This window comes from Enterobacter cloacae complex sp. 394F7 (genome assembly GCF_057320385.1).
Genome location: NZ_JBXWCS010000001.1, coordinates 115,368 through 141,623, shown reverse-complemented (window position 1 = coordinate 141,623; position 26,256 = coordinate 115,368). Strand labels below are relative to the sequence as shown.

Genomic DNA, 26,256 nt, shown 5'->3' with positions numbered 1-26,256 from the left:
CTTACTGCTCAGGGTGAAATGACCATCTGGGATGGGCTGCCGACCGGGGTATAGTCTGACTCAAAGCTTAGCTTGCCGTCCTGACCGACGCGGAAACGGGTAATGTTGTCGCTGCGCTGGTTCATGACGTACAGCCAGCGCCCCTGTTTATCGAGCGTCAGGGTGCGCGGGTAGTCGCCACGCGTCCAGACATCGTCCTGATGCGTCAGCGTGCCCTCCGCTGTTACGGTAAAGTGCCCGATGCTGTTATGCAAACGGTTAGCCACATACAGCTGTTTACCATCTGCACTCAGCGCCAGTCCGGCCGCAAAACTGGTGCCTTTGTAACCTTCTGGCAGCGCGGAGAGCGTTTTGCCCTCTTTCAGCCTGCCGTTGCTGTCCAGCGTATAATGGGTGAGCGTAGACGCCTCTTCGTTAATCAGCCACAGCCCATCCCCCTTCGGCGTAAAGACAAAGTGTCGCGGCCCGGCTCCTTTTGAGGAGGCGCTGATAAACGGTGGATCGTTCGGCGTCAGCTTGCCGGTTCGATCGTCAAAGCGGTACTGATAGATACGATCCAGCCCCAGATCGGTGGAAAACACATATTTCCCGCTCGGATCGGCGGCGATCATGTGCGCATGGGGGCCATTATGATCGCTGATGGCAAAACTGCCTTCTGCCGCCGCCTCCGGTTTCGCAGCGCCTGGCTCACCCTGATCCTGGTGCCGATCCGTGGCGTCACCCAGGCTGCCATCGGCTTTGATCGGCAGCACTGCGATCGATCCGCTTACGTAGTTCGCCACCAGCAGATGCTGACCGTTCGGCGTGAGCGAAAGATAGACCGGCCCCGCACCGCCGGAGGAGACCTGATTCAGCTCGCTCAGCTCGCCGTTATCATCTATCCGCAGCGCCTGCAACACGCCCTGCTCCACTTCGCTTGCCAGATACAGCGTTTTGCCATCGTGCGAGACGGCCAGCTGCGCGGCGTTCGGCAGCTGACTCACCAGCGTTTTATCGCCGAGCGCACCGGTGTTCGGGTCGACGGTAAAGCGGTACAGCCCTTCCCCGTTGGGGTTATAGGTGCCCACCCAGGCGTACTGCGGCTGGGCGATAGCGGCGTTAGCCAGTAAAGAGAGTGAAGCGACGAGCAGGGTACGGGTGTGCATGGTGGCTCCTTTGGGGTTGTGCGGTGTGTTTCCCCCTCACCCTAACCCTCTCCCCAAAGGGGAGAGGGGACGATTACACCCTCTCCCCTTTGGGGAGAGGGCTGGGGTGAGGGGTAAGGTTTTGTTTTACTTCACCAGCTTTTTCGTCATCGCAAGCAGCGTACGCACATCTTCCGGACGCGTATCGCCGCTGGCTTTGTCGATAATCGAACTATAAATATGCGGAATGATTTTGCTCACGCCCGCGTCCAGGGCGATCTGCAGGATCGCCTCGTAGTTATCCAGATCGATACCCCCGGTCGGCTCCAGCCAGAAGTCGTGACGGGCGCAGGCTTCCGCCACGGCCTGGTATTCGTCACGGCACTTCAGGCCACCCATCGGGAAGTACTTAATCGAACTGCCGCCGAAATCCTTCAGCAGGGCAATCGCCGTTTCAACCGGCACAATGCCGTCCGGTGCCGCGCTGCTCAGCGGGCCGGTGGAGATTTTCACCATCCCGACGGTGCCGGTCGGGGAGACCAGACCGTTGACCACCGATTCATTCTGCCCCAGCAGCGCGCGGCTGGTGGCCACGCCGGTGAAAACCTGGTTAACGTGCTGCGGCTGAACCTGGCGGGAGATTTCGCTCACCATCGCCGACTGGTTCGGGTCACCCGCCCCCAGGCCTACCGAGAGCGCGTTATCAATCAGCGCCGCGTACTCGCGCATATCAGCAACCGCACTGGCCACGTCCGGGTAATTTTTGGAGAGCACGCCCACCAGCACATGACCTTCCGCCGCCTCGTAAATGGCGCTGGCGTTCGCTTTTGAGCCTGCCAGCACGTTCAGGCAGACGCGGTCACGGTAAAAATTGGGGGTCAGTTTCATGCCTTTTTCTCCTGTCCTAACACTTCGCTTATGCGGCGGTACACAATGTTCAACTGGTCAGCGTTCACGCTGCGCACGTCCGCTTCGATAATCCCTTCGTTGGCCTTGTAGCCGCGGAAATAAATGGCGTATTCCCCCTGCTTCAGGGCATTCACCAGCTCGCCGGTGCCGATGCCGGTTACGGCTTCGTCAAACTTAATCTCGGTACGCGCGATATCGCGACCGGCGCTGTCCCAGACCACGCGCGCGGTAACGCCATTCAGGGTGTTGAGCGCGTCGATAAACGGCGTCATCTTCGCCACCATCTCTGCCCCGCTCTCTTTGGTTGCCGTCAGGTAGTGTTCGATGGCGCAGGTCAGGCCTAGGATCCCCTCTTTACCCACCTTCATGGCGCGGCCAATACCCGCCGTCTGGCGCTTCACCCACTCGACGTACTGGGTCTTGCCGATCACCAGGCCGCTGGTGGGCCCTTCGATCGCTTTCGCGCCGCTGTAGATCACCAGGTCGGCGCCGGAGCGGTAATAGGTATGCAGATCTTCTTCCGCTGCGGCATCGACGATCAGGGGCAGATCGTGTTTGCGCGCCACAACCGCCGCCTGCTCAACGCTGAGCATGCTTTTCTGCACGCAGTGGTGCGATTTGATGTAAAGGATTGCCGCGGTGCGCGGGGTGATGGCCGCCGCCAGCTGATCGGCTGAGCATTCGTTGGCATAGCCCGCTTCCACCAGCTTGCCGCCGCCCAGCGCCACCATGGTGCCCACCGGCGCGCCAAAGTTAACGTTGTGCCCTTTCGGCAGCACGATTTCGTTGTTCTCAACTGGAGTGACGTGCAGGTTTTCCAGCAGCCAGTCGCTGTCTTTCACCAGCACCGCCGCCACGGACTGGGCGATGCCCGCGGATGCGCAGGAGACCACCGTCGCGCCCTCCACGTCCAGCAGCTTCGCGATGTATTCCCCGGTTTTATTGACCAGATCTTTCATCTCGAAATAGTGATTCATGCCGTCCATCGCCGCCTGCACCACTTCCGGGCGTGGCGTGGAGACACCCAGCGCCGTCATGCGGCCGGAGGTGTTGATGACTTGCTTTAAGTGGTACTTCTCATAAATCGAAGGCATGTTCCGTGCTCCCTTGTTCGGTCATGTAGCCCTTGCCCGCGCGGATCGCGGCAAGCGGCACCAGAATGTGTTCAGCCTGCAGGCTGTCGTTTTCAGCATCCGTCAGCACCGTCGGCTGACGTTTAAGGGTGAACAGCGTCAGGTCGGCGTCGAGGCCGGGTTCGATACGCCCTTTGCGCGTCAGGCGCAGGCCGTCAGCGGCGTTGGCGGTGACGCAGTCAATCACCTGCGGCAATGACATGCCGATGGCGAGGAATTTCGACATCACGCTCGAAAGCGAGCCCACCGGGCCGTTGATGCGGTTGCGACAGTAGATATCCGAGCTGATGGTGTGCGGCAGAATGCCCATCGCGATGGCGCGTTTCGCCACTTCAAAGCTGAAGCTCGCCGTACCGTGGCCTACGTCCAGCCGCACACCGCGTTTCAGGGCAGAGGTAATGGAGGCGCGCAGCTCGCCGGAGGGCGTCAGAATGCGGTTTGGCTTGCCGTTGTAGCAGTGGGTAATGATGTCGCCCGAGCTCAGCAGCTCGGCAATTTCATCCAGATTCGGCGGGTTATTGCCGATGTGTACCATCAGCGGCAGGTCGCCGTTCTCTTTCTGAATGGCTTTCGCACGCTCCAGCGGCGTAATACCGTTTTCACCCACCACGCTGCTGCTCATGCGCGCTTTCAGCCCGACGATAAAGTCAGGATGGCGTTTCACCGCCTGCTTCACGGCATCGGCATCAATATTCGCCATATTGGCCAGCTCGTTCTGGGCAATCAGCCCCACGCGGGAGATATTCAGCAGGGCAAAGACCTCGGTTGAGGCTTTGCGGGTGATTTTATAGAAATCATCCACGTCGTCGGCACCGGTACTGCCCGCATCCACCACGGTGGTGACGCCAGTGGCAATACCCACGCTGTCCGGTTCGTCGTGGTAAATAGGGGAGTTCGGGTAGCAGTGGACGTGGGAGTCGATCCAGCCTGCGCTGACGAATACGTCACCGTTCAGCTCCACCGTTTTGCGGGCGGGAGCGTCTATGTCGCCTGTTGCGGCAATTTTCCCGTCCAGAATGGCGATATCGGTCAGGGTATCGTCGCTAAGGCGCGCACGGCGCAGGAGTAAATCAAACATGGGGTTCTCCTGATAAGGCGGGCGCCAGCGCGCCCGCAGGTATTAAAGGGCGACCGGGAACAACCAGCCTAAAATCATGGCGCCAAGGATGGCACCGCCGGTGATCGGCTTCTGCCAGATGTAGAACAGCAGCGCGCCCAGCAGGGAACCGACGCCAATCGGAATAGAAGCGGTCATGGCGCTGAGGATAATCAACGGCCCCAGAAAACGACCGGAGGCATTGCCCGCGCCCATCATCACGTCCGCCCCGTAGGTGGAGTTGCTCTGGTTGATGGTGAACTTACGCGCCAGGATGATGACGTAGCCGATCGCCAGACCAATCACCAGGCCGGTAATCAGCGAGGCAATGAAGTTGGTCACCGGGAACATGATCCCCGCGCCCAGCAGCAGTGCTGGCACACCAAGACCCACGCCGGTCTGGATCGCCCCGCCGATGTCGAGGATCCCTACCAGCGATCCTTCGATGATACGGGCGAACAGGAAGCTTGCGCCGAACGCCGCCACTGCGCCGTATACGCCGGTATCAATTCCCGCCTTCAGCATCGCCACGAAGGCCACTTCGTTAAACGCGCCGATGCCGTAGAGGTAGTACATGTGCGTCCCGGCAAATACGCCGGAGGAGAGCAGGCCAACGAAGATCGGGAACGACCAGTCGGCATACCAAAAACCTTTATTCTGTTCCATGTAGAGGCTCCTGTTATTTACCGCTGAGCGAGTTGTGGATCATGTCGAGCCAGTTCGGCACGGTCAGATGGAAGGATTCAATCATCTTCATGTCGAAGCCGCGGAAGAAGCCGCTCAGCACGAAGAGCAGAACGATGGCCGCCATCATCACTTTGGTGACGTGGTTCCAGCCGCTCTCTTCCACGCCTTTACCGATCAGGATCCCCAGTACCAGGCCCGGTACGGCGTTACCCATAATCAGCTGCGCCGCGCCGCCGAAGATGGTCGCCCAGAAACCGGATTTTTTACCCGCGTCGATGGCCGCCAGCCAGAAGATCACCGGCATCACGGTGTTCACCAGCAGGTTTGCCGCCGGTACCAGCACCTTCACGGCGGTGACCTGCAGTGCGGCCGGAACAGACGAGGCAGTGAGGTTAAGGAAGGTGACAACAATCATGCCGATGATGCCGCAGGCAATCGCCATCTTGCGGGGATCGTGCAGCGTTTCGCCGACGTTACGGTTTTTGATCATCAAGGCTGCAGCACCCCAGTTTGGGATGATGCGGTGGTCTACGTCCTGTGTGAAGGCACCTGCGGCCACGGAAGAGGCCCAGGCGTTAAAGAAGAAGCCTAACCCAAAGGAGAAGTGAGAAGCCGGATCCCCTTCGCAGGAGTTCAGTTCCCCCAACGTACGAAACGCGCCCATACCCTGAGTGGTAGGCGCATGAAACATGCGTGCAGCCCCGGCTCCAACACCGACGCCTACCAGGCCGCCAATGATGAGCGATTTTATTAATATAATTAAGAACATCAGTCTGCCCTTTTATGAATAATCAGCGTTGCGTGACGAAATCCACCTGGTCGAGATTGATGGCGGTCACGTTGACGGTCACATCCAGCTCCACGCTGTAGGTGCGTCTTTCCCGGCGCAAAAAGAAGAACAGAAACGCTTCTTTACGCACCGCTTCTTGCGCCTGAACGACCTGCACATCCTGTGGCTCAATACGCAGTAAGATATGCGGTGAGGCTTTCATCACCGCGGCCTGAACGTGGTTGAGTGCGTCGGCAAAGGCGCGCGCTTTGGCGTCGCCCTTCCCCTTCACTCTCACCGTGGTTGTGAACTGTTCTTTCATGCTTATGCGCCGTGCTTCTTCTGCCACGCCTGCACCAGACGCTCGCCCAGCTCTTCTTTATCCATAAAGCCAAAGCCCAGCACGTTGCAGCCTTCGTTGATGGCGGTCACCCCCTCATCCACGGAGCGCATGCCGTATTTCGCTTTGTAGCCATATTTGGTTTGCGCCGTGATGGCACCCGCGCCGCCGCTGCCGCAGAAGGAGATGCCGAAGGTGGCGTTTTCCGCTTTCATGACGTCGCCGAGTTTCATATCTGCCGCCATACCCGGCACGACAACCGCACGTCCACCCGCTTTTTCTACACCGGCAGCCACTTTCTGGCCTTTACCCAGGCGATCGCCAATCACGACTGTAATCTGTTCCATGTGTTGCTCCTTAAAGGTTGTCTTTCGCGACTTCAAAGTGAACGGAGAGCAGCCAGGCTTCTTCATCAGGAAGGTTGCCAAACTGCGCTACCACTTCACGGGCGAGCCGCATTGAATCCGGTGAAATTTCGTCGAACAGCTCTGCCTCCACTTCCGGCAGCGGCTCGCCGGTCACGGACCGGTGCGCCATCGCGCGGACATGGGAGGTGAGCATCTGTTCCTGTACTGCATTGGGGATGATGTTGTGCCGGGCCAGCAGGGCATAAACCTGCTGCAGCATGGTGTTCGCGAGCTTTTCTGTTTGCTCCGCCTGATCCCCAACGTTGTTCATTACCGCTCCGTTACTCACTGGTCTTACCCCGTTAATGGCTCTGGAATAAAACTAACGTTGGCGATGGCGGGTTTGTAGCGAGTTGTTTTCCACTTCGAAGTGGAAAGGCGAGCCGCAGCAGTGATCTGTGCCACATAAATAGGCTGAATCTGGATAAATCGCTGTATTTGCGTGATGAATATCACGTTATCTGACGGCAAATACAGGGAGAGCGAAGCGGAAAAGATTACGAGCCGACTCGTAGAAATGTGACGTGGATAAGGTTTTCTTATGGGGATTCGCTAGAGTGGCGGCGGGTGCTTGAGACTGACCGTCTCAGGCATGGGACGGAAAGTGGAAAGCCCCGCCTGATAAAAAATCAGGGCGGGGGCTCGAAACGACACGTCGGACCGTGGAGTTCGCTACCTCGCCCGCTTTAAAGCAAGGAGGCATCCATGAAACGCCAATCCCCAATTATCCGGGTTTTGATGATTATTGCTTTGACAATAATCATCTTAACGCTGGTGACGAGGAAAACACTGTGCGAGATCCGTTTTCGAAACGGCTCGCTTGAAGTGACAGCGCGGATGGAGTGTCGCTCCGGCCAGTAGGGAGCAAAGATGCGGGGGCGCTAACTGCGCCCCCGCATACGGGAAAGGACGTACAGCTCAGGCACCCAATTAACGATACTTTTTGTGATACGTGTTACGCGTCGCGACAAACTGGTCGGCTGCCGCCTGGGCTTCCTTCACTTTGCCTTCGTTAGCGAGCTTCAGCGCGCCGTCAATCTGACCGACCAGCACGTCAAAGCCGTGGCGATAGTCCTTCATCTCTGCGCTGTCTGCCGCTTTGCTTTCCAGCTTTGGCGGCGTCGCTTTTTGCGCGTCCAGCGCCGCTTCACGCATTTTGGTCAATGCGCTTTTTATTTCTGCCGCATTGTCCGTTTTCTGAACGACCTTCAGGTTTTGACTGAGGATGTCCATGTTGTCTTCGAGATCGGCAGCAAACGCAGAAGAGCCAAGAACCAGCGTTGAAGCCGCGACGATCGCTAACAGGTGTTTACGCATTGCTCACTTCCTTTTTTATTATTAAAACGCTTTTCGGGTATTACTGGCCGGCAATTTTCATTTCCGGCAGTAATACAGAACCACACTGTATATTGCTACGTGTTTCAATATCGTTACCGACCGTAACGATATTGCGCCACATGTCCTTCAGGTTGCCGGCGATGGTAATTTCGCTCACCGGATACTGAATCTCGCCGTTTTCGACCCAGAAGCCTGCCGCACCGCGAGAGTAGTCTCCGGTGATGCCGCTCACGCCCTGGCCCATCAGTTCTGTCACCACCAGGCCGGTGCCCATCTCTTTCAGCATCTGCTCGAAGTTCAGGCCCTGTCCGGCAATGCGCCAGTTATGGATGCCCCCCGCGTGTCCGGTGCTTTTCAGCCCCAGCTTGCGCGCGGAGTAGTTGGTCAGCAGCCACTGGGTCAGAATGCCGTCTTTAACGATATCGCGGCGTTCCGTGCGCACGCCTTCGCTGTCGAATGGCGTAGAGGCCAGCCCTTTCAGCAGGTGCGGGTGCTCTTCAATGGTCAGCCATTCCGGCAGGATCTGTTTGCCCAGTGAGTCGAGCAGGAAGGTCGATTTACGGTAAACTGAGCCGCCCGCGATAGCGCCCACCAGATGGCCAAACAGGCCGGTCGCCACTTCATTGGCAAAAATAACCGGGGCTTTCATGGTGGAGAGCTTACGCGGTGACAGGCGAGACAGCGTGCGTTCAGCACACGCTTTGCCCACCCACTCCGGAGACTGTAAATCCCCCAGCGCACGGCCGATGGTGTAAGCATAATCCCGCTCCATATCGCCGTTTTCTTCGGCGATCACGCAGCTTGAGAGCGAGTGACGGGTGGAGCAGTAGCCCTGCAGCATGCCGTGACTGTTGCCGAAGACTTTGATGCCGTAGTGGCTGTTGAAGCTGCCGCCTTCGGTATTGGTGATGCGTTTATCCGCCTGCAAAGACGCCTGTTCGGCACGCGCGGCCAGCTCGATGGCTTCGTCCGGGGTGACTTCCGCCGGATGGAAAAGATCGAGATCCGGGGCATCAAACGCCAGCAGATCTTTATCCGCAACGCCAGCATAAGGATCCGGTGAGGTGTAACGCGCAATATCCAGCGCCGCCTGCACGGTACGGGCAATGGCATCGGGGCTGAGATCGGTAGACGACGCGCTGCCTTTGCGGTTCTGGTGATACACCGTGATCCCCAGTGCGCCATCGCTGTTGAATTCTACATTCTCCACTTCGCCATAGCGGGTGCTCACGCTAATGCCGGTGGTTTTGCTGACCGCCACTTCGGCGCCATCTGATTTACCTGAAGCGAGCGTCAGCGCGGTGGAGACGGCTTCTTCCAGAATCTTACGCTGCGCTTCAACTTGTGAGGTTACTTTCATCGCAAATGCCATACTGTAAGAGAGAGTTAACTGAAGTCTAACAGAGAACCGTTTTTCAGTGCGCGTCTTAACTGGTAACATTAGCCTCTTTTTTTAAGGAGCCTGACATGACTAAGCAGCCCGAAGACTGGCTCGACGACGTTCCCGGTGATGACATCGAAGACGAAGATGATGAGATCATCTGGGTCAGTAAAAGTGAAATTAAACGCGACGCCGAAGAGTTAAAACAGCTTGGCGCAGAAATGGTGGAACTGGGTAAAAACGCGCTGGATAAGATCCCGCTCGACCAGGATCTGCGTGATGCCATTGAACTGGCACAGAAAATCAAAAAAGAAGGCCGTCGTCGCCAGCTTCAGCTTATCGGTAAAATGCTGCGTCAGCGCGACGTCGATCCGATCCGCCAGGCGCTGGATAAACTGAAAAACCGCCACAACCAGCAGGTTGCGCTGTTCCACAAGCTGGAGCAGATCCGCGACCGTCTGATTGAACAGGGTGATGATGCGGTACCGGAAGTATTGAACCTGTGGCCGGATGCCGACCGCCAGCAGCTGCGTTCACTGATCCGCAACGCGAAGAAAGAGAAAGAAGGGAATAAGCCGCCGAAGTCCGCGCGTCTGATTTTCCAGTATCTGCGCGAGCTGTCTGAGAACGAAGAGTAATATCGAACCGCCTGTTCCCCCCTCACCCCAGCCCTCTCCCCATAGGGGAGAGGGAGAAGAGTAATGTAGGCCCGGTAAGCGCTAGCGCCACCGGGCTTTTTTTTACTCTGCGGCCTCAGCCTTTTTCGCCAGACCGTCCAGCAGCTTCTGATGGATCCCACCAAAACCGCCGTTACTCATCACCAGAATATGGTCACCCGGCTGAGCGGCTTTCACCACCATATCCGCCAGAGCATCAACATCCGCACTCCAGTGCGCAGGCTGAATGCAGGCATCGGCCACTTCAGCTACCTGCCACGGAATATGCTGCGGCTGCAGCAGGAAGACCTCGTCGGCACGCCCTAAGGATGGCGCGAGATCGTCTTTGCAGATGCCCATTTTCATGGTGTTAGAGCGTGGCTCCAGCACCGCCAGAATGCGCGCGGTACCGCCGACCTTGCCGCGTAACGCTGCAAGCGTCGCCAGAATAGCAGTTGGGTGGTGCGCGAAATCGTCATACACGGTTACGCCGTGGGCTTCACCGCGCAGCTCCAGACGGCGACGGGCATTGATAAATGAACCCAGCGCATTCGCCGCGTCCGCAGGCTGAACACCCACATGGCGTGCGGCAGCGATTGCCATCAGGCCGTTGTGCATGTTGTGTTCGCCAACCAGGCCCCATTTCACCTCACCCACTTTCTCGCCGTCGAGCCACACTTCCCACTCCGAGGCATCCACGTTGAGTTTTTTCGCCTGCCAGTGGCCCTGCTCACCCACCAGCTCCTGCTCGCTCCAGCAGCCCATCGCCATGGTCTGCTTAAGATTGATGTCGTTCTCCGGCAGGATGATACGGCCCTGACCCGGAACGATGCGCACCAGGTGGTGGAACTGTTTCTGAATGGCTTTCAGATCGTCAAAGATATCCGCATGATCGAACTCAAGGTTGTTGAGGATCAGCGTGCGCGGGCAGTAGTGTACAAACTTGGAGCGCTTGTCGAAGAACGCACAGTCGTACTCATCGGCTTCGATCACAAAGAACGGGCTCTCCCCCAGACGCGCAGACACGTCGAAATTGCCCGGAACGCCGCCAATGACAAAGCCAGGCTTGTAACCACAGGCTTCAAGGATCCAGGTCGCCATACCGGCGGTGGTGGTTTTACCGTGCGTACCGGCCACGGCAACAACCCAACGGTCGCGCAGGACGAAATCATGCAGCCACTGTGGGCCAGACATGAACGGAATATTGCGTTCCAGTACCGCCTCAACGCACGGATTACCTCGCGTCATGGCGTTGCCAATGATCACCAGATCCGGCGCGGGATCCAGCTGGCTGGCATCATAACCCTGAATCAGAGAGATGCCCTGTTTCTCCAGGAGCGTGCTCATCGGCGGATACACATTGGCGTCCGAACCTGTCACTTCATGGCCCAGCGAGCGCGCCAGCATTGCCAGTCCGCCCATGAAAGTGCCACAAATCCCCAATATATGAATGCGCATACGTCACTATCCTTCTTCAATGTGGCGCACATTTTACTCACATGTTAGCGGGTGTGAAACGCATTTCAGGTAAATCCGTATATTGCTGGCGCGATTCACCTCTGCGCTACTATTTGAATATTTGTTAAGATTGTTGGGCATTAGTCGTTTTAGTGAACATACAATCGCTCTACTCACAAAGATGCAGGGAAAGTGTTATGAAAACGTTAGGTGAATTTATTGTCGAAAAGCAGCACGAGTTCTCTCATGCTACCGGTGAACTCACTGCTTTGCTGTCGGCAATAAAGCTGGGCGCTAAGATCATCCACCGTGATATCAACAAGGCCGGTCTGGTCGATATCCTGGGTGCCAGCGGTGCCGAGAACGTTCAGGGCGAGGTTCAGCAGAAACTCGACCTGTTCGCAAATGAAAAACTGAAAGCTGCACTGCGCGCGCGCGACATCGTTGCGGGTATCGCCTCTGAAGAAGAAGATGAAATTGTCGTATTCGAAGGGTGTGAACACGCGAAATACGTTGTTCTGATGGATCCGCTGGACGGCTCCTCCAACATCGACGTTAACGTTTCTGTCGGTACCATTTTCTCCATCTACCGCCGCGTCACGCCTGTTGGCACGCCGGTGACAGAAGAAGATTTCCTGCAGCCTGGCAGTCAGCAGGTTGCTGCCGGTTATGTCGTGTATGGCTCCTCCACCATGCTGGTCTACACCACCGGCTGTGGCGTTCATGCCTTTACTTACGATCCGTCGCTGGGCGTGTTCTGCCTGTGTCAGGAACGTATGCGCTTCCCGGAGAAGGGCAACACCTACTCTATCAACGAAGGTAACTACATCAAGTTCCCGACTGGCGTGAAGAAGTACATCAAATTCTGCCAGGAAGAAGATAAAGCGACGCAGCGCCCTTACACCTCCCGCTATATCGGTTCCCTGGTTGCGGATTTCCACCGTAACCTGCTGAAAGGCGGCATTTACCTCTACCCAAGCACCGCCAGTCACCCGGACGGGAAGCTGCGTCTGCTGTATGAATGCAACCCGATGGCGTTCCTGGCGGAACAGGCGGGCGGCAAGGCGAGCGATGGTAAAGAGCGTATTCTGGATATCGTGCCAGAAAGTCTGCACCAGCGTCGTTCCTTCTTCGTCGGCAACAACCATATGGTTGAAGACGTTGAACGTTTTATCCGTGAGTATCCGGACGCGTAATCCCTCTCCCGGGGAGCCGCTCTGGCTCCCCAATACATTTATATAATTTACCGTATAAGTGTTTATAAAAAACGCGCTTTAATATTCAGATTCGCTCCTGCATTATTTCCATAACAGTTTGACAGATATTTCCTGGAGCGTACCCGTGACGAAAAATTATTCCCGTGCCAATACCGGCATCGATTTAAATCTTATTCCTGTCTTTATTGAAGTGGTCCGCTGCGGCAGCATGGCGAAGGCCTCTGTCCGTCTGGAGATGTCACGCCCGGCCGTGAGCCTGGCGTTGAAGCGCTTTAGCCAGCTTTTTGCTGAACCGCTATTTATCCGTAAAGGGTTATATCTTGAACCGACGGAAAAAGCGTTAACCTTAACCCACCAGCTGGAAATATTACTCGGTAATATTCACGATAATATTAGCGCGATTAATTCGTCCGAGAATAATACCCTGGTACAGAATGTACCAGGGTCGGGGAATATTATGCGACACTCTGCGTCGTCAGTTTAAATGATGACATGGCTTCCATCAGCTGGCGTGACTGCTCTTCCAGCGAGCGCGTCGCGGCAGAGGATTGCTGTACCAGCGCCGCATTCTGCTGCGCGGTTTCATCCATCTGATTTACCGCAATATTCACCTGTTCAATGCCGCGGCTCTGTTCCTGAGACGCGGTAGCAATTTCGCGCATCAGTTTGGTCATGCGCAGCACTTCGGTTGCGATCTCATCCATCGTTTCGCCCGCCTGCTGCGCCAGCTCGCTGCCCTCATTAACGTGGGTCTGCGAGTCGCTGATAAGTGAACGGATCTCTTTTGCCGCATCGGCGCTGCGGCTGGCAAGATTGCGCACCTCGCCCGCAACGACGGCAAAACCGCGCCCCTGCTCGCCCGCACGCGCCGCTTCCACGGAGGCGTTCAGCGCCAGAATGTTAGTCTGGAAGGCAATACCGTCAATAACGCTCAGAATGTCGGCAATCCGCGCCGAACTGCCGGAGATATCGCGCATTTTCTCAATCACATAGCAGACCATTTCGCTGCCGTGATCGGCAGTATCCGAGACAGATTTCGCCAGCTGGTGCGCCTGCTCGGCGTTATCCGCGTTGAGTTTCACCGTGGCGGTGATCTCTTCCATGCTGGCGGCGGTCTGCTCCAGCGAGGTCGCGGTGGACTCCGTGCGCTCGGCAAGATCCCTGTTTCCCGCCGTCAGCTCGCGACTGCCGGTATCAATTTGCGAGCTGGCATCGCGGACCCGCAGCACCGAGTGCATCAGCGACTGGCGCATGCCTTCGATGGCGGCGTTCAGACGGTTGAACTCCTGGCTCGCCGGGGCATTCAGCGTGTGGGTTAAATCCCCCGCGGCGACGTTTTCCAGCTGCGCAATCGACGCCGAGAGCGGCTTGAGCAGCATGTGGCGCAGCACCAGCCAGGCCAGCACAATGATGCCTGCCGTCAGCAGCGCCGCGACAACGATCAGGATCAGAACCCGCGTTTTGCTCGACTGCACGGCGCTGACTTCCGCTTTCCCGCGCGCGTCGCTCCACATCTGGAACGCCTGCATATCGTTATCAAACTGCTTTGCCACCGGAATGAGCCTACTCTCCAGCAGATCGTAATAGCTGTCTGCGCTCTGTTCGTTAAGCGCTTTCAGCATTGGGTTGATCCCCTGCTGGTTATAGGCCGCCAGACTGGCCGCCACCTTATCCAGCAACTGCTGTCCCTGGGGATCGGCCACGCCTGCGTCGATCACGCCTTTCAGCGTTTTTTGCGCCAGGGCGATCTCCTGATTAATGCTTTTCACCGATTTCGCGGCATCGTCCAGCAGACCAATTTCCATCATTCTGACAGCCTGGCCCGCCTCGTTGCGCGCACGAAGGATCAGCGTATAGCCAGAATTGAGCTGCACCATCTGCTCACCCTGAAGGTGGTTGATGCGCTGAAGTGACGAAGAACTCTGTGTGAGGGCATAAATGCCAATGCCGCTGACAATCAGCAGCAGAAGGGTCATAACGGCCAGTAAAGAGAGCAAGCCGGTACGAATCGATAGCGTTTTAAGCATGATGTTATTTCCGGTAGCGAGATATTTCTGGGCATAAAAAAAGAGTATCGGCCACTACCGGAAAATGTTTAGACTTTAAGCAAATTCAGCATGTTATCGCTCTGTTACTGATGTGTTCACGCGGGTAACAGGCGAGCTCTGGCGGTTCTCCCAGAGCACCGTCAGACCGCGCTGCAGGGCAATAAAAATAAACAATAAAATGCCAATGGCGATTTTCGTCCACCAGGAGCTGAGCGTGCCGTCAAAGTTGATATAGGTCTGGATCAGCCCTTGGATTGCCACGCCAAACAGTGTTCCCAGCACCGTCCCCACCCCGCCGCTGAGCAGCGTGCCGCCAATCACCACAGAGGCAATCGCATCCAGTTCAACGCCAACCCCGGCCAGCGCGTAACCCGCCTGGGTGTAAATGGAGAAGACAATCCCCGCCAGCGTCGCCAGCCCGGTGGAGAGCATATAGATGCGGATGGTGGTGCTACGGGTGGAGATCCCCATCAGGTTGGCCGAGGTCGCGTTGCCGCCAATAGCGTAGACCTGATTACCAAACCGGGTGCGATGGGCAAGGAAGATACCAACGACCACCACGCCCAGCATCAGCAGCCCCATCGCGCTCAGGCGCCCCCCGCCGGGGATTTTCCACGCCAGGCTGGAGAGCGTGTCGTACACCGGATGGTTGATCGGGATCGACTCCTCAGACACCAGATAACTCACGCCGCGCAGGAAGAACATCCCGGCAAGCGTAATGATAAAGGCCGGGATCTTGAGCGCGTCAATCAGAAGCCCCATAAAGGCACCAAACGCACAGCCCATCACCAGCACCAGCGGAAACGCCACCAGCGGCGAGATGCCCCAGAAACCGATCGCTTTGGCAAGAAACACACCAGTAAAGGCGATCACCGATCCGACGGAGAGATCAATCCCCCCGGAGAGGATCACAAAGGTCATACCGACCGCGATAATGCCTAAAAAGGCATTATCTGTCAGTATGTTACAAATCACACGTGTCGAGGCGAACCCCGGGAACTGGGTCAGGCAGTAGAGATAGCCCAGCACAAACACGCCCAGCGTGATCATTAACGGTAAATTACGTTTTATCATGGCCACGGATCCCCTTAATGATGCTGACAAAGCGCGGTGACTGGACGATCAGCACGCAGAGTACGACCACCGCTTTCACCACCTGGTTGAGTTCCGGCTGGAACCCGGAAAGCAGGATCCCGGTGTTCATCCCCTGAATAATCAGCGCACCAATTACCGAGAGCAGCAGGTTAAAGCGCCCGCCCATCAGCGATCCGCCGCCAATAACCACCGCCAGGATCGCATCCAGCTCCAGCCATAACCCGGCGTTGTTGGCATCAGCCCCACGAATATCTGCCGCGACGATCACCCCGGCGATGGCAGCACACACGCCGCTCAATACGTACGTGAGCATCACCATCAGCCGCGTATTGACCCCGGCGTTGCGTGCCGCCCGGATGTTGATCCCGACCGCTTCAATGAACATGCCCAGCGCCGTTTTGCGGGTAAAGATCCAGAACACCACCAGCGTCACCAGCGCAATGATCACCGGCGTGGGGAAGAAGAGCAGCTTGCCGCTCCCGAGCCACGCCAGGTTCGGCGAGTTGAAGGTAACAATCTGCCCCGAGGTGATGAGCTGTGCGACACCGCGCCCGGCCACCATCAAAATCAGCGTGGCAACAAACGGCTGGATTTTGAGCACCGCCACCAGAATGCCGTTCCACAGTCCGGCCAGCACGCCGGTGCCCAACGCCGCCAGCAGCACCACCGGCAGGCTGTGCCCGGCGACGGTCATTGATGCTGCCGTCGCCCCGGCAATGGCCATCACCGCGCCAACAGAAAGGTCGATCCCGCCGGTGGCGATCACCAGCGTCATACCAATGGCGAGCAGCGCCACCGGCGCGGCGCGGTTTAAAATATCGATCGGGCTGCCGAACAGGCGGCCATCCTGCACGATTATCTGGAAGAAATGCGGTGCGACCAGGCTATCGACCAGCAACACCACCAGCAGCGCGGCGATTTGCGGCGTGCCGGTCGGCCAGTTGAAGCGGCGTTTTGTTTCGCCAGTTTGCGAAAGCGAACGAGACATCACGATTCACTCCTTACGCCGCGATGGCATTCATGATTGCCGGAACGGACAGTTTATCCAGCGGGATCTCTGCCACCTGCTTGCGATCGCGCATGATGATGACGCGATCGGCATAGCCCACCAGCTCCTCCAGTTCAGACGAGATGACCAGCAGCGCCAGCCCGTCCGCGCACAGGGTTTCAATAAGGCGGATAATTTCGGCGTGCGCCCCCACGTCAATGCCGCGGGTCGGTTCATCGAGGATCAGGAACTGAGGTTTGGTCAGCAGCCAGCGGGAAAGCAGTACCTTCTGCTGGTTGCCCCCGGAGAGGAACTCTATCGGCTGTTCTGCGCTCGGGGTACGGATACCGAGCTGGCGAATAAAGCGCTCGGCTATGGCGTTTTGCTCTTTCCGTGGGATCGGCCGCAGCCAGCCGCGCTGCGCCTGTAAGGCCAGAATGATATTTTCCCGCACCGAGGCGGCGGCAATAATGCCATCCGTTTTTCTGTCTTCCGGGCAGAAACCCACACCCAGACAGGAGGCCTGATGTGGCGAGCGCAGGGTTTGCGGTTTACCTTTGATCAGCGCGGTGCCGCTGTCTGCAGGCTTGATCCCGAAGATCACCTCGGCGGTTTCGGTACGGCCCGAGCCTAACAGGCCCGCCAGACCGACAATTTCACCGGGGCGCACCTCCAGGTTAAACGGCGAGATCACCCCTTTCTTGCCGAAATCACTGAACGCGGCGACCGGTTTCTCACTCAGCAGCGTACGGCCGGCACGCTGGAGCGCATTGGACTCCAGCTCGCGGCCGAGCATCATTTTGACCAGTTCAATCTGCGGCAGCTCGCGGGTGTCGCGGCAGCCGACAAAACTGCCGTTGCGCAGTACCGTAATGCGATCGCTCACCTCATACACCTGATCGAGGAAATGGGTGACGAAGATCAGGCTCACGCCCTGATTGCGCAGCTGGCGCATCAGGGTAAAGAGCATCTCCACTTCCTGGGTATCGAGGCTGGCGGTGGGCTCATCAAGGATCAGCACTTTTGCCGAGAGGTCGATAGCGCGACAAATGGCGACAATCTGCTGCATGGCGACGGAAAAACGGTTCAGCGGCTCGCGTACGTCGAGAGAGAAGCCGTAAGACGCCATCAGTTTTGTCGCCCGCGCTTCCATCTCCTTGCGGCGCAGCAGGCCAAAGCGTCGTGGCTCCCGGCCAATAAACAGGTTATCCGCGACCGACATGTTCGGCAGCAGGTTCACCTCCTGGTACACCGTCCCGATCCCCAGCTGCTGCGCATGGGCGGTATTTTTGGGTGATATGGCGTTACCTTCCAGCCAGATGGTGCCGCGATCCGCGTGATAAACCCCGGTCAGGGCTTTAATCAGCGTCGATTTCCCCGCACCGTTCTCGCCCAGCAACGCCATGATCTCGCCGCGTCGCAGGCTAAAATCAACGTTATCCAGCGCTTTTACGCCGGGGAAGAATTTACTCAAGCCCTCTGTGCGGAGGATTTCCTGGTGTTGTTCAGTGGTCATGGTTTTCCCCCTCACCCTGACCCTCTCCCCGTAGGGGAGAGGGGACTATTCGTGCCAGTCTTTAATTTTCTGCCCAAACTGCCCTTTTCCCTCTCCCCTCCGGGGAGAGGGCTAGGGTGAGGGGGCTGAGCTTAGTAGCCCATATTTTTCTTCTTCTCTAACTCTTCTTTCGCGGTATCCGGCAGGTAGAGAGTGGATTTGGTGACCGTCACCTTCTCAGGCATCGTGCCGTCTTTCTTGAATTTCTCCAGCGCATCGAATGCCGGACCGGCCATGTTTGGCGTGAGCTCCACGCTGGCGTTGGCTTCGCCGTCGATCATCGCTTTGTAGATGTCTGGCACGCCGTCGATAGAGCCGGTGAGGATATCTTTGCCCGGTTTCAGGCCCGCTTCTTTAATGGCCTGAATCGCCCCGATCACCATGTCATCGTTGTGGGCGTAAACCATGCAGATGTTCTTGCCGTTGTTTTCAGCCTTGATAAAGCTCTCCATGACCTCTTTACCTTTACTGCGGGTAAAGTCGCCGGACTGAGAACGGATAATTTTAATGTTTGGCGCTTTGGCGATGGCCTCAGCAAACCCCTTCTTACGGTCGATGGCCACGCTCGCGCCGACCGTACCTTGCAGCTCAACGACGTTACACGGCTTGCCATCCACCTGTTTCACCAGCCAGTCACCAATTAATTGCCCTTCAAGAACGTTATTGGCGGTCACGGTGGTCATATAGAGAGATTTGTCTTTTACATCGATGGAACGATCGAGCAGGAAGACTGGGATCTCAGCATCTTTCGCTTCCTTCAGGACCGGCTCCCAGCCGGTGGCCACAACGGGCGCAATAAAGATGGCATCCACACCCTGCGCAATAAACGAACGCACGGCTTTAATCTGGTTTTCCTGTTTTTGCTGACCATCGGCGATCTTCAGCGTGATGCCGCGTTTCTGGGCCTCGCTTTTCGCAACGTTGGTTTCTGCCGCACGCCAGCCTGATTCAGAGCCGACCTGCGAAAATCCTACGGTTAAAGGTGCGGCCATCGCCATAGACGACATGGCTGCCGAAACTGCTGTGACAAGAAGTAAGCGCTTCCACATATGAACGTCCTCGTAGGGTGAGTTATTGTTGGTTAAAAGATGTTCTGCGAAATGACTATAGCCAATGAAATATGTAACGAATTGCGTTACATCACACTTCAGAAAAGTGAATAAAACGTTAATCACAAGTTTGTAATCGCTTTCATTTCTCCATGAAAAATGCGGCTGAGTTTATGGATTTTTCTGTCATGGAATCGGTCTGAAAAGTGAGACGAACGCGGTGAGAAGACGAAAACAGGCGGAGACATTCAGCGCCAGTTGGCTATAATACCTGCCACTTGTTTACCATCCATTTTAAAGGACACAGACATGAGCTTACTCAACGTCCCTGCGGGTAAAGAACTGCCAGAAGACATCTACGTTGTTATCGAAATCCCGGCTAACGCAGATCCTATCAAATACGAAGTGGACAAAGAGAGCGGTGCGCTGTTTGTAGACCGTTTCATGTCTACCGCGATGTTCTATCCATGCAACTACGGTTACATCAACCACACCCTGTCTCTGGACGGTGACCCGGTTGACGTGCTGGTTCCAACGCCATACCCACTGCAGCCAGGCGCAGTCATTCGCTGCCGCCCAGTTGGCGTGCTGAAAATGACCGACGAATCCGGCGAAGATGCGAAACTGGTTGCGGTACCGCACACCAAGCTGAGCAAAGAGTACGATCACATCAAAGATGTGAACGACCTGCCAGAACTGCTGAAAGCGCAGATCACTCACTTCTTCGAGCACTACAAAGACCTCGAAAAAGGCAAATGGGTTAAAGTTGACGGCTGGGACAACGCAGAAGCGGCGAAAGCAGAAATCATCGCCTCTTTCGAACGCGCTGCTAAGAAGTAATTCTTACCGCACATCGATAAAGCCCCGCTGGTCGGGGCTTTTTTGTGGCTGGAGAGTTTCTCCCGGGTGCGCTACGCCCCCGACAAGAGGCACAAAAAACAACGCCACCTCACGGTGGCGTTGTTTTTTCAGTACTGGTCTCTGTCTAACCAGTTACCGCTTACAATCCGCGTTAACCCTTCGACCGGACGCTGGTAGACGTACATCCACGCACTTCCGTACGGCGTCTGGATCAACTGGCGCGCGTATTCACCGCCCCTGGTGCGCAAGGCATCAAGTTCGGCAAGTGTCGCGTTATCAATACGATAAACTTCACCGTGTACTGTTCCTTCGCCGGGAACCGCGCCTGGATAGTGGCCCAGGCTGTACAACTGGTAGTTTTCGATATTGTAATTCCCAAGCAACAGGGCATTGGTCATCCAGTGACTGTTGCCTTGCTTGGTTCGTAAACTGCCGTAGACAAATATTCGCATTGCTAAAACTCAAACTGATAGAGCAGATCAAGTGCCTGGTCTACGCCGGACACTGCTTCCAGATATAGCTTAGGCATCAGGCGATAGCGTAACGTGAGAGTTGCCAGCGAGTCAAAGATCCCCACGCCATATTTTACCTGCAGACCCGGCAATACATAGCCGCTGACCACCACCTGCGAGGAGTCACCCACGCCCTGGGTGTCCAGCGCCAGATTGCTTACGCCGAACGTCTCACCGATTTTACCCACAACCTGACCACTTTGTGCAACCCCCAGACCCACTAACATTGAGGTCATCGCTGCACTGTCGCTTTGGCCGCTATCCAGGCCCTGACCACGCAGCAGGTAAGAGAGTGCTTCCTGCTGGGACATCGCCGGGTCGGAGAAGATCTCCGCCTTCGGTTCGTCGGCCGAACCGGTGACACGCACGCCCGCAATCACGTCGTTTTCTGTCGCTTCCGGGTTACGAATCGCTTCAATGTTGAGCAGCGGCTGATCCGGCGGACCGGAGAACAGCAGTTCACCTTTACGCACTATCAAATCCTGACCATAAGCATGGAAGCGCCCTTCAGGAATGTTGATCTGCCCGTTCAGGCCAAGCCCCTGTCTGTCCTGCGCCACTTTCAGGTCACCCGTCAGGCGTGCCTTCAGCCCAAACGCGTTCAGACGAACGTTATTCCCCACATGCACGGTAAGATTGCTGTTGATCGGAATGCCCGCGCTTTGCTGATTAATCGGCTTGAGGTTATCGTCGAGCATCACTTCATCACTGGAGACGCCCACCGCGCTTTCCGGCACCTCGTGAACCACGATGCGCGCCCACGGCACGTCCACGTTCCCGTCGAGGGTAAAGAGGCTCGGCGTTGCTTCAAAGACGATATCCGGCGAGACATCCAGACGTACCATCGGCGGTACGGTGATCCTCACCTTGCTGCCTTTCGCGGCGATACGGGCGCGCCAGTTATCAAGCTGGCTCCAGTCGGCGTCACCGCTGAGGTTGATTTGCCCCTGCTGGGTCAGCACCGAGCCGTTCAGCGTTGAGCTCATCCCATTGAAGTTCATCGTAATCTGGCTTGGCTGCATATCGAACGGCATAAAGTTGCCGTCGATATCCACACCGTTTAGCTGCATCTGGCCGAACAGCTGCGGGCTTTGCGCGTTGCCCGCCAGCCGCAGATTCGCGTTGAGCATCCCCGCCGCTTTTTCACCGCGCGAGAAAATCGGGTTAACCATCGCCAGGTTGAAGTTGCGAATAGAGACGTTCCCGCCCAGATTACGTCGCCCTTGTGGGTCGGTAATCTGCACCTTACCGTCGAACTGGCCATTATTGGTCAGGCGGATAAGCCACCCCAGCTCGGCCCGGTTGTTGTGCAGATCGGCGCTCAGGTTCAGGGTATCAAACGCCACCGGCAGCGGCGCGTTGTTGACATCCTGTGTCACCTTCACGTTGCGGCCAGAAAGCGTCACGCTGCCCTGTGGCAGCCCCTCTTTGGTGGTGTCCCAGGCCACATCGGCCTTTCCGCTAAAGACGCCGCTCGCCTGAGTGGTATCCGGCATGAACGGTTTTAACATCGCCAGATCAAAACGATTGAGGGTGATCTGTGCGCGCCCATCCGCTCCCGCGTCGATGGTCTGCGGCACGCACAGCTCCGCATTCGGGTTGGTCCAGCAGTGTGGGCCAATGCTGATCTTTTGTTCGGCATTGCGGTAGTCCAGGGCAATAGCGCGTGACAGCACCAGTGGCCCTACCGGGGTGTTGAAACGGGTATTGTCGAGCGTCCCTTTCCAGCGCTCCGCCTTGCGGTCGAAGCTCCCCGTCAGGTGAAGCTGCCCGGAAACCGGCTCGCCCTGCACGCGCAGCTGGAGGTCGTGCTGCTTCTCGTTGCCTTTGGCGTCCAGGGTCACCAGATTAATGTTCACGTCCGGCTGAGAAATGCGCTCCACGCGCAGGTTCAGGTTACCGCCGATCTGATCGGTGGATTTCACATCCCCATCAACGCGCACACGGGCGATGGACAGCTCCTGCCAGCGCAGGTTACTGGCCGTGAGATCCGCCAGCAACTGCGGTGCATCCACCGTGCCGCGCACCTTAAGCAGCCCCTTCGCCGTGCCGCCAAGCCCCGGAAGGGCGTTATCCAGATTCGGCGCATCGATAGTGGCGTCGAGGTTCAGATCTTTCACCCCCAGTTCACCTTTGATATCCGCCGTGTTACGCCCCAGCGCCACGTGCAGACCCGGGATCACCCACTGCAGGTAGCTGTTGCCTTTGAGCGAACCTTCTACGTTAACCTTGTTCTGCTTCACGTTACCGGTGAGCTTGATTTCCGGGACATCCATCTGCCACGTGCCGCCGTACAGGCTGCCGCGGGTTTTGATAAGACCGTCCAGTTTTGACGGCCAGTCCGGCACCTCTTTCGCCGTGTTAATCCCCGAGAGCTTCAGCTCACCACGCCAGCTGATCGCCTGCTGCCAGTCGAGCAGCGCGGTCAGCTCAGTTTTGCCTTCCAGCGCCGCAACGGTCAGTTTGTCGAGATTAACCTGCTGTTCATTCCCTTTTGCATCCAGCGTGATCGTGGCGGGTGGCACGTCCTGGCCCTTCACGGCGGTACGGAACGACAGCGTGTAATCGGTCATCTTGCCGCTCAGCTTCAGCTTCAGGTCATCGGCCTGGAACTGTTTTTCGCCGGTGAACGGCCAGTACAGCTGCTTGCTGACCACCTCAAGGTTAAGTGGCAGTCCGGCTTCCGCCAGCTGGGTTTGCGCGCGCAGGACCATGTCCACCGGGCCGGAGAGATTCACCCCGACATCCAGCTTGTCGCGTAGTGCGCCGCCCACCTTAACCTTCACTTTTTCGCCTTTCAGCGGGTCGATGTTGAGCGCGCTGTTCAGGGTAATATCCACCGGCCAGTTGTCACGCAGCAGGGCATGACCCGAGGCATTGACAGAGCCCTGGTTGGTGTCGATATCCAGCGCGTCGAGCTTCATGTTGCCGTCGATGCTGCTGACCTTCAGCAACATGTTATAGACCGTGAGATCGGTGTCGCCAGTCAGACGCAACTGCTCGCCCTTGAACGCTTCGATATTCAGGTTCAGCGGCAGGTGCACATCCGTCATCTCCGGCAGGACGGGCTTCGAGAACAGATCTTTCAGCGTTTCACCCAGCGGTTTCTCTTCCGGCTGTGGGTTCTGGATCTTCGGCTCGACGATCTCCTCTTGCGCCACGTCCGCCACCTTCGGCAGCGCGATCAGCAATCCCTGCAGGGTGGTTGGCGTCAGGGTGAGGTTTTTCTCCTGCCAGCGCAGGCCGGAGGTGAAATCCATCACCGATACGGTGGTGTCATCGATTTTGACATTGACGTTGTCCAGCGCCACCCGATAAAGCGCAATCGGGTACGGCGTCGAGAGATTCAGCGGGCCGCTGTCCTCTTCTTCAACCGGCGCTGATTTCGGCATTTTCTCCGAATCAATCGCCACGTTCACATCTTTTAGCGACAGGTCGTTGACGCAGAGCTTACTGTCCCGCAGGCAACCCAGCCTGACGGCAAGGTGAAACTCGCCCGCGTTGACCGCAACGCCAGGCTGCTCGTAGCGAATATTCTTCAGACGTAGATCGCGCCAGCCGCCCGTCACCTGGCCGATTTCCAGCCCGGGTACCCAGCGGTTCGCCGCGTTAAACAGCAGATGCAGGCCGGTTGTCGTGCCCACCAGAAACGCCACCGTACCGAGCAGCAGCACGATAAAAATCAGTACTCCGAGGCTTATCTTCTTCCATAAACTCATAATTCAGGCCCCAGACCGATGTAAAACTGTAAACCGTGTTCTTCTTTGTCACCTACCGGCACAGCGAAATCGAGCTTGATGGGCCCGACGGGCGACTGCCAGCGCACGCCCACGCCCGCGCCGGTTTTGAAATCACTGCGGCGGATATCGCTCACCGCTTCGCCGCCGTCCACAAACATGGCGCCCCACCATTTTCCGCTGACGTTGTACTGGTACTCCAGCGAGCCGGTCGCCAGCTTGGAGGCCCCGATCAGCTTGCCGTCATCATCTTTAGGCGCGATGGATTTGTATTTGTAGCCGCGGATACTGCGGTCGCCCCCGGCGAAGAAGCGCAGGTCGGGCGGGACTTTGTCGAAGTCGCCGGTTTCAATCCAGCCGAGGTTCCCGCGCATCACAAAGCGGTGTTTGTCATACAGCGTGCGGATCCAGACGTTTTGCGCCTGAATCACCGAGAAATCCACATCGGAACCCCACATGGTGTTGGAGTAATCGATAGAGTAACGCTGGGAATCGCCCCAGGTCGGCATCAGGCCGCCGCGCGAACGGGTACGGCTGATCATCACCCCCGGATAGAGCAGCATGGTGGTGTTGGTGACGTTGGCCTGGGTAAAGTGGTCAAGACTCCAGCGCAGGTTAATGGCGCGCTGCCAGCCGCTGGAGAGATCCCAGAATCGGGATACGGCAAGCGTGGTGGAATCCGACTCGGTATCGTTCAGATCGGTACGCTTAAAGCCCCCCTGGACCAGGTAATACTGCTCAAGCGGGTTCTTCAGCAGCGGGATTTTGTAGCTGAAGTCGAGCTGTTGCTCCGGGGCTGAGATACTGGCACTGGTGGTCAGGCTATGGCCGTACGAGTTCATCCACGGCTTTTTCCAGGTCGCCCTCACGCGCGGCCCCACGTCCGTTGAATAGCCAGCCCCGGTCTCAATGGTGTTTTCGGTGCGTGGCGACACCACACCGTGCAGCGGTAATACCTTGGTTTTGCGGGCCTTTTCAAACTCCGGCGCAACGACCACCGAATTAAACCACCCGGTTGCCGACAGGCGGCGGTTCAGCTCGGCCAGATCGCGTGAATGGTAGTAGTCACCCTTTTTGAACGGCACGAGGTTTTGCAGGTACTCTTCACGAATTTGCGAGCCTTCGAACGTCACGTCGCCAAAGCGGTAGCGTTCGCCGCTGTCATAGTCGATATCCCAGAAAGCCTGGCGTCTGCCCAGCGCAATGCCCAACTGGCTTTTATTGAACTGGCTGTCGAAGTAGCCCTTGCGTAAGGAGACGCTCGTCAGTGATTTTTTGAAACTGTCGTAATCACCATGATTCAGTACGGTACCGATTTTAGGCCGCGTACTGAGCAGATCCAGATAATCGCGATCGGTACGCGCGCCGCCGCGTAACACCACATTGGTGCCGCCTATCAGCACCGGCTCACCCGGCGAGACGCGGGCAATAAGCACCTGCCGCCCCTTTTTTGGCGGTGGGCGGAGATCGAAATCGATGGTGGGTTCGTAATATCCCAGGGCTTTTAGCCCTTCGCGTATCGCGTCATCCACGCGTGCACGAAAACGCCGGTCCGGCGTCACTTCGTCACTTTCAATCGTCGACAGCTGTGCACGCACGTTTTTTTCCAGCGCCCCGGATAACCCCTCAACCTGCAAACGGACATTCGCCGCGCTGGCAACCCCGCTTGTCAGCAAGACACTGACCAAACATAACTGGCGGATTTTTGTCACGTTCTCTCCTGAATATCCCTGTTTCCACCCTGGAAGCAAATGAAGTGCCGCTCCGCGGCAAAATACGGCCTGTTGGCCAAAAAACCCAATTCTCGGGTTGAAAAAGGGTGTAACACCCAAATATTTCTTATGATTAAATCTAGACTCATTCAGCGCATTTATTGTGTTCAATTAAACGCTTCGT

25 protein-coding genes are annotated in these 26,256 nt (G+C 57.0%); 5 read left to right on the top strand and 20 right to left on the bottom strand.

The features are described 5' to 3' along the window. Nucleotides 1-8 precede the first annotated feature (8 nt). The 9 genes from AC2FAK_RS00735 to AC2FAK_RS00695 form a co-directional block, all read right to left on the bottom strand. A complete protein-coding gene (locus tag AC2FAK_RS00735; protein ID WP_095455128.1) occupies nt 9-1,145 on the bottom strand; it encodes a lactonase family protein in 1,137 nt (378 codons plus the stop codon). A gap of 126 nt (nt 1,146-1,271) precedes the next feature. Further along, nucleotides 1,272-2,012: a 2-dehydro-3-deoxy-phosphogluconate aldolase gene (gene dagF, locus AC2FAK_RS00730; protein WP_094085364.1), complete on the bottom strand. Its 741-nt coding sequence runs from the start codon at nt 2,010-2,012 to the stop codon at nt 1,272-1,274. After that, entirely contained in the window at nt 2,009-3,127 is a 1,119-nt protein-coding gene (locus AC2FAK_RS00725) for a DgaE family pyridoxal phosphate-dependent ammonia lyase (RefSeq protein ID WP_047023170.1), read from the bottom strand. Before AC2FAK_RS00725 ends, dagF begins: the two co-directional genes overlap by 4 nt. Further along, entirely contained in the window at nt 3,111-4,244 is a 1,134-nt protein-coding gene (locus AC2FAK_RS00720) for an amidohydrolase/deacetylase family metallohydrolase (RefSeq protein WP_095455129.1), read from the bottom strand. The genes AC2FAK_RS00725 and AC2FAK_RS00720 overlap by 17 nt, the downstream gene beginning before the upstream one ends. Before the next feature lie 42 nt (nt 4,245-4,286). Continuing rightward, complete coding sequence (locus AC2FAK_RS00715; RefSeq protein WP_013095350.1) at nt 4,287-4,928, bottom strand: DUF4310 family protein; 642 nt, start codon at nt 4,926-4,928, stop codon at nt 4,287-4,289. Between the two features lie 13 nt (nt 4,929-4,941). Then, nucleotides 4,942-5,718 (bottom strand): DUF4311 domain-containing protein, encoded by a 777-nt coding sequence (locus tag AC2FAK_RS00710; RefSeq protein WP_006810337.1) that lies wholly within the window; start codon nt 5,716-5,718, stop codon nt 4,942-4,944. A 22-nt stretch (nt 5,719-5,740) separates the two neighbouring features. After that, entirely contained in the window at nt 5,741-6,040 is a 300-nt protein-coding gene (locus AC2FAK_RS00705; RefSeq protein ID WP_006810338.1) for a DUF4312 family protein, read from the bottom strand. A 2-nt stretch (nt 6,041-6,042) separates the two neighbouring features. Next, nucleotides 6,043-6,405 (bottom strand): SFCGS family glycine-rich protein, encoded by a 363-nt coding sequence (locus tag AC2FAK_RS00700; RefSeq protein WP_006179053.1) that lies wholly within the window; start codon nt 6,403-6,405, stop codon nt 6,043-6,045. 10 nt (nt 6,406-6,415) lie between these two features. Beyond that, on the bottom strand, nt 6,416-6,754 hold the full coding sequence (locus AC2FAK_RS00695; protein WP_095455130.1) for a glycine dehydrogenase: 339 nt from the start codon (nt 6,752-6,754) through the stop codon (nt 6,416-6,418). A 416-nt stretch (nt 6,755-7,170) separates the two neighbouring features. On the opposite strand from AC2FAK_RS00695, the gene AC2FAK_RS00690 reads away from it, so the two are divergent. Continuing rightward, a complete protein-coding gene (locus tag AC2FAK_RS00690; RefSeq protein WP_020688727.1) occupies nt 7,171-7,326 on the top strand; it encodes a Hok/Gef family protein in 156 nt (51 codons plus the stop codon). 69 nt (nt 7,327-7,395) lie between these two features. Here AC2FAK_RS00690 and cybC read toward each other — a convergent pair whose 3' ends face one another. Both cybC and pmbA read right to left on the bottom strand, forming a co-directional pair. Beyond that, nucleotides 7,396-7,782: a cytochrome b562 gene (gene cybC / locus AC2FAK_RS00685; RefSeq protein WP_095455131.1), complete on the bottom strand. Its 387-nt coding sequence runs from the start codon at nt 7,780-7,782 to the stop codon at nt 7,396-7,398. Nucleotides 7,783-7,822: 40 nt separating this feature from the next. Continuing rightward, nucleotides 7,823-9,175 carry a metalloprotease PmbA gene (gene pmbA / locus AC2FAK_RS00680; protein WP_032618803.1) on the bottom strand — a complete coding sequence of 451 codons (1,353 nt, stop codon included), beginning with the start codon at nt 9,173-9,175 and terminating at the stop codon, nt 7,823-7,825. A gap of 95 nt (nt 9,176-9,270) precedes the next feature. On the opposite strand from pmbA, the gene yjgA reads away from it, so the two are divergent. Further along, nucleotides 9,271-9,822, top strand: coding sequence for a ribosome biogenesis factor YjgA (gene yjgA, locus AC2FAK_RS00675; protein WP_008501414.1), 552 nt, complete (start codon nt 9,271-9,273; stop codon nt 9,820-9,822). Between the two features lie 102 nt (nt 9,823-9,924). Here yjgA and mpl read toward each other — a convergent pair whose 3' ends face one another. Beyond that, nucleotides 9,925-11,298, bottom strand: a complete 1,374-nt coding sequence (mpl, locus tag AC2FAK_RS00670) for a UDP-N-acetylmuramate:L-alanyl-gamma-D-glutamyl-meso-diaminopimelate ligase (protein ID WP_013095346.1) — start codon at nt 11,296-11,298, stop codon at nt 9,925-9,927. 197 nt (nt 11,299-11,495) lie between these two features. On the opposite strand from mpl, the gene fbp reads away from it, so the two are divergent. Both fbp and AC2FAK_RS00660 read left to right on the top strand, forming a co-directional pair. Further along, nucleotides 11,496-12,494: a class 1 fructose-bisphosphatase gene (gene fbp / locus AC2FAK_RS00665; protein WP_013095345.1), complete on the top strand. Its 999-nt coding sequence runs from the start codon at nt 11,496-11,498 to the stop codon at nt 12,492-12,494. Nucleotides 12,495-12,639: 145 nt separating this feature from the next. Further along, entirely contained in the window at nt 12,640-12,999 is a 360-nt protein-coding gene (locus AC2FAK_RS00660) for a helix-turn-helix domain-containing protein (protein WP_038418557.1), read from the top strand. Here the strand turns inward: AC2FAK_RS00660 and AC2FAK_RS00655 are convergent. The 5 genes from AC2FAK_RS00655 to ytfQ all read right to left on the bottom strand — a co-directional run bounded on the left by AC2FAK_RS00655 (nt 12,971) and on the right by ytfQ (nt 19,250). Further along, a complete protein-coding gene (locus AC2FAK_RS00655) occupies nt 12,971-14,542 on the bottom strand; it encodes a methyl-accepting chemotaxis protein (RefSeq protein WP_020684417.1) in 1,572 nt (523 codons plus the stop codon). The genes AC2FAK_RS00660 and AC2FAK_RS00655 overlap by 29 nt on opposite strands. Before the next feature lie 93 nt (nt 14,543-14,635). Beyond that, nucleotides 14,636-15,637: a galactofuranose ABC transporter, permease protein YjfF gene (yjfF, locus tag AC2FAK_RS00650; RefSeq protein ID WP_047023167.1), complete on the bottom strand. Its 1,002-nt coding sequence runs from the start codon at nt 15,635-15,637 to the stop codon at nt 14,636-14,638. Then, nucleotides 15,624-16,649: a galactofuranose ABC transporter, ATP-binding protein YtfT gene (gene ytfT, locus AC2FAK_RS00645; protein WP_161799150.1), complete on the bottom strand. Its 1,026-nt coding sequence runs from the start codon at nt 16,647-16,649 to the stop codon at nt 15,624-15,626. The genes yjfF and ytfT overlap by 14 nt, the downstream gene beginning before the upstream one ends. A gap of 10 nt (nt 16,650-16,659) precedes the next feature. After that, the gene (gene ytfR / locus AC2FAK_RS00640) at nt 16,660-18,162 is read right to left on the bottom strand and encodes a galactofuranose ABC transporter, ATP-binding protein YtfR (protein WP_038418554.1); all 1,503 of its coding nucleotides are present in this window, start codon (nt 18,160-18,162) and stop codon (nt 16,660-16,662) included. Between the two features lie 131 nt (nt 18,163-18,293). Next, a complete protein-coding gene (gene ytfQ / locus AC2FAK_RS00635) occupies nt 18,294-19,250 on the bottom strand; it encodes a galactofuranose ABC transporter substrate-binding protein YtfQ (RefSeq protein ID WP_014882271.1) in 957 nt (318 codons plus the stop codon). 309 nt (nt 19,251-19,559) lie between these two features. Here ytfQ and ppa point away from each other — a divergent pair, with 309 nt between their 5' ends. Then, nucleotides 19,560-20,090, top strand: coding sequence for an inorganic diphosphatase (ppa, locus tag AC2FAK_RS00630; RefSeq protein WP_008501423.1), 531 nt, complete (start codon nt 19,560-19,562; stop codon nt 20,088-20,090). A gap of 128 nt (nt 20,091-20,218) precedes the next feature. On the opposite strand, the gene AC2FAK_RS00625 is transcribed toward ppa, so the two are convergent. The 3 genes from AC2FAK_RS00625 to tamA are packed head-to-tail and all read right to left on the bottom strand — an operon-like array spanning nt 20,219 to nt 26,072. Then, entirely contained in the window at nt 20,219-20,563 is a 345-nt protein-coding gene (locus AC2FAK_RS00625) for a gamma-glutamylcyclotransferase family protein (RefSeq protein ID WP_028027890.1), read from the bottom strand. Nucleotides 20,564-20,565: 2 nt separating this feature from the next. Beyond that, nucleotides 20,566-24,342: an autotransporter assembly complex protein TamB gene (gene tamB / locus AC2FAK_RS00620; protein ID WP_095455132.1), complete on the bottom strand. Its 3,777-nt coding sequence runs from the start codon at nt 24,340-24,342 to the stop codon at nt 20,566-20,568. Continuing rightward, complete coding sequence (gene tamA, locus AC2FAK_RS00615) at nt 24,339-26,072, bottom strand: autotransporter assembly complex protein TamA (protein WP_013095333.1); 1,734 nt, start codon at nt 26,070-26,072, stop codon at nt 24,339-24,341. The genes tamB and tamA overlap by 4 nt, the downstream gene beginning before the upstream one ends. Nucleotides 26,073-26,256 lie beyond the last annotated feature (184 nt).

Excerpts from the sequence above, each read along its gene's own strand:
- AC2FAK_RS00625 (WP_028027890.1), bottom strand. The coding sequence starts at position 20,563 with ATGCGAATATTTGTCTACGGCAGTTTACGAACCAAGCAAGGCAACAGT.
- yjfF (WP_047023167.1), bottom strand. The coding sequence starts at position 15,637 with ATGATAAAACGTAATTTACCGTTAATGATCACGCTGGGCGTGTTTGTG.
- AC2FAK_RS00715 (WP_013095350.1), bottom strand. The coding sequence starts at position 4,928 with ATGGAACAGAATAAAGGTTTTTGGTATGCCGACTGGTCGTTCCCGATC.
- AC2FAK_RS00700 (WP_006179053.1), bottom strand. The coding sequence starts at position 6,405 with ATGGAACAGATTACAGTCGTGATTGGCGATCGCCTGGGTAAAGGCCAG.
- ytfQ (WP_014882271.1), bottom strand. The coding sequence starts at position 19,250 with ATGTGGAAGCGCTTACTTCTTGTCACAGCAGTTTCGGCAGCCATGTCG.
- AC2FAK_RS00710 (WP_006810337.1), bottom strand. The coding sequence starts at position 5,718 with ATGTTCTTAATTATATTAATAAAATCGCTCATCATTGGCGGCCTGGTA.
- AC2FAK_RS00735 (WP_095455128.1), bottom strand. The coding sequence starts at position 1,145 with ATGCACACCCGTACCCTGCTCGTCGCTTCACTCTCTTTACTGGCTAAC.
- fbp (WP_013095345.1), top strand. The coding sequence starts at position 11,496 with ATGAAAACGTTAGGTGAATTTATTGTCGAAAAGCAGCACGAGTTCTCT.
- AC2FAK_RS00690 (WP_020688727.1), top strand. The coding sequence starts at position 7,171 with ATGAAACGCCAATCCCCAATTATCCGGGTTTTGATGATTATTGCTTTG.
- AC2FAK_RS00705 (WP_006810338.1), bottom strand. The coding sequence starts at position 6,040 with ATGAAAGAACAGTTCACAACCACGGTGAGAGTGAAGGGGAAGGGCGAC.
- ytfR (WP_038418554.1), bottom strand. The coding sequence starts at position 18,162 with ATGACCACTGAACAACACCAGGAAATCCTCCGCACAGAGGGCTTGAGT.
- dagF (WP_094085364.1), bottom strand. The coding sequence starts at position 2,012 with ATGAAACTGACCCCCAATTTTTACCGTGACCGCGTCTGCCTGAACGTG.
- AC2FAK_RS00655 (WP_020684417.1), bottom strand. The coding sequence starts at position 14,542 with ATGCTTAAAACGCTATCGATTCGTACCGGCTTGCTCTCTTTACTGGCC.
- mpl (WP_013095346.1), bottom strand. The coding sequence starts at position 11,298 with ATGCGCATTCATATATTGGGGATTTGTGGCACTTTCATGGGCGGACTG.
- ppa (WP_008501423.1), top strand. The coding sequence starts at position 19,560 with ATGAGCTTACTCAACGTCCCTGCGGGTAAAGAACTGCCAGAAGACATC.
- yjgA (WP_008501414.1), top strand. The coding sequence starts at position 9,271 with ATGACTAAGCAGCCCGAAGACTGGCTCGACGACGTTCCCGGTGATGAC.
- tamB (WP_095455132.1), bottom strand. The coding sequence starts at position 24,342 with ATGAGTTTATGGAAGAAGATAAGCCTCGGAGTACTGATTTTTATCGTG.
- AC2FAK_RS00720 (WP_095455129.1), bottom strand. The coding sequence starts at position 4,244 with ATGTTTGATTTACTCCTGCGCCGTGCGCGCCTTAGCGACGATACCCTG.
- AC2FAK_RS00725 (WP_047023170.1), bottom strand. The coding sequence starts at position 3,127 with ATGCCTTCGATTTATGAGAAGTACCACTTAAAGCAAGTCATCAACACC.
- cybC (WP_095455131.1), bottom strand. The coding sequence starts at position 7,782 with ATGCGTAAACACCTGTTAGCGATCGTCGCGGCTTCAACGCTGGTTCTT.
- pmbA (WP_032618803.1), bottom strand. The coding sequence starts at position 9,175 with ATGGCATTTGCGATGAAAGTAACCTCACAAGTTGAAGCGCAGCGTAAG.